This window comes from Geodermatophilus chilensis, assembly GCF_002802985.1.
Lineage (GTDB): Bacteria > Actinomycetota > Actinomycetes > Mycobacteriales > Geodermatophilaceae > Geodermatophilus > Geodermatophilus chilensis.
On record NZ_NVPT01000323.1, the window covers coordinates 1 to 1,926 of the forward strand.

Below are 1,926 nucleotides of genomic sequence, written 5' to 3' on the forward strand. Positions count from 1 at the left end.
ACGGATGCAGTACCGCCCCGGACTGCTGGTCGGCTTCCTGGCCAGCACCGGCTTGGAGTTCGGATCGTTCCTATAACAACCGCCCTTAATGATCTTTAGCCGGGCTGCCGGCCCGTCACCGGACGACAACCCGCCACCGCATCAGTACCCGCACCAGTCACATCGGAAGAAGGAGCCCATATGAAGCTACGGACGCTCGTCACCGACCTCGCGCTCTCTACCGCTGCCGGCTATCTCGGCACGAAGGCGATGGAGCCGGTCAGCATGAAGCTCTACGAGCTCGAACCGGCCGAGGCCCGCGCACGCGAGGACGCGGTGCGGCCCGGCGCGCCGTACCGAATCGCCGCGGAGAAGCTCACCAAGGTATTCGGGTTCCGCCTCAGCGAGCAGCAGCTGGATCGACTGAGTCTCATCTTCCACTACGGGCTGGCAATCCAGTGGGCACCGCTGTACCCCTTGCTGCGCCGCCGCACCAGCTTCACACCCATCACCGCCGGGCTGGCCACGGGCGCCGCCATGAGCATCGTCGCCGACGAGCTCATGACCCCTGCCTTTGGGTTCAGCGCCCCCAACCTCGACTACCCGCTCGTCACCCACCTGCGCGGGTTTGCCGCACACCTGGCATTCGGCCTCGCCGTCGCCGCTGTCATCGAGGCCGGCTGGGCGGCCACCGGGGATCGGCCGTGAAGGACACCGGCACCCGGTCGGATCGACCCAGCTGTCGGACAAGGGGACCCCTGACCAATCTCGAAGTAGACAAGGGGACCCCTGACCAATTCCGAAGTAATCGCGGCGGCGCCGTGGCGTCGGGGTGAAGGGTAGTCGCCTCCGTCTTGACGCAGACACAGCCGCTGAGGGGTGCCGCGGTCAGCGCGGTCGCCGATTTTCGTCGGCGGGATCGGTACGCTACGACGCACCCGTGAAGAGCGGCTATTGAGTCCGCAGGCGGCGCCGCGCGACGTCCGTACCGAGGCAGCTCCGGGCAGGGGCATTCGAGGACACCCTCGCCCGCCTAACCGAGCTGCTCAACGCCCCAGGCCATCGAGCCGGACATCTGCGACGTCTGATCGGCGGCGAAGTCGCACCGGCGACCGTTCCCGGCTGGGCCACGATCAGCCGCGAGTAGCTGCTGGCGCGGATTCGCACCGGGGACGTCGTCGTCCTCGACGTCCGGCCACCGGCCGAGTACGCCGCCGGCCATCTACCCGACGCGGTCAAGATCCCGCCTGACGAGCTCGAGGCCCGACTACGGGGCCTGCCCGACGGCCAGCCCATCGTCGCCTACTGCCGCGGCCCGCTGTGTGCCTACGCCGACACCGCCGTGCGCACGCTCACCGCGCAGGGCCGGCCGGCCCTGCGGCTCGTCGACGGGCTGCCGGAGTGGGACCGCCGCCGGCCTGCTCGTCGTGCGCCCATCGGCATGACCGGCGCTCCGGCCGCCGCTGCCATCCGCGACATCCGGTCCGCTGCACCCGCGCGCCTGCGGATTGCGCAGTCAACCGGTTCGGCGCGACCTATTGTGACCTCAGCGCGAAGACAGAGGTACTCGGGCAGTCCTGTACGGCCCGCGATGGGTGAAACGGTGTCGCTGGCAATTCCCTCCCCGAGCGCGGTCCCGCAGCGCGAGCTTCAGCGCCCACCCGGCAGCCTTGGTGTTCCACACCCTTCGACACCACGGGTCATACCAACGTAGTCGCGCGCGAGGGTGCGGGCTGGGCGCCGGCCCCCGCCCGTGAGGTCACCCTGTCTTCGAACTGCGGCTCGGGATCGTTGTCTGCGGCGACACGTTCCAGCTGTGTCGACTGACCGGAGTTCCGAAGATCACACGCACATGCAGGCTTGATCGATAGCGTTGTCGCTGGTCAGCGGGTCGGGTGTCGTCGCAGCGCCTAAATCCTGTAGGCACACGGCTGGTGCTTTTCAGCT

2 protein-coding genes are annotated in these 1,926 nt (G+C 68.5%); both read left to right on the top strand.

The genetic code is table 11. The annotated features are described in order from the left end of the window. Nucleotides 1-180: 180 nt before the first annotated feature. Nucleotides 181-687, top strand: coding sequence for a DUF1440 domain-containing protein (locus CNO22_RS26845; RefSeq protein ID WP_100502270.1), 507 nt, complete (start codon nt 181-183; stop codon nt 685-687). A gap of 451 nt (nt 688-1,138) precedes the next feature. Beyond that, a complete protein-coding gene (locus tag CNO22_RS30005; RefSeq protein ID WP_332870111.1) occupies nt 1,139-1,693 on the top strand; it encodes a rhodanese-like domain-containing protein in 555 nt (184 codons plus the stop codon). The last annotated feature ends 233 nt before the right edge of the window (nt 1,694-1,926 follow it).

What these genes read in the sequence shown, in the direction of transcription:
- CNO22_RS26845 (WP_100502270.1), top strand. Translation starts at nt 181, where the DNA reads ATGAAGCTACGGACGCTCGTCACCGACCTCGCGCTCTCTACCGCTGCC.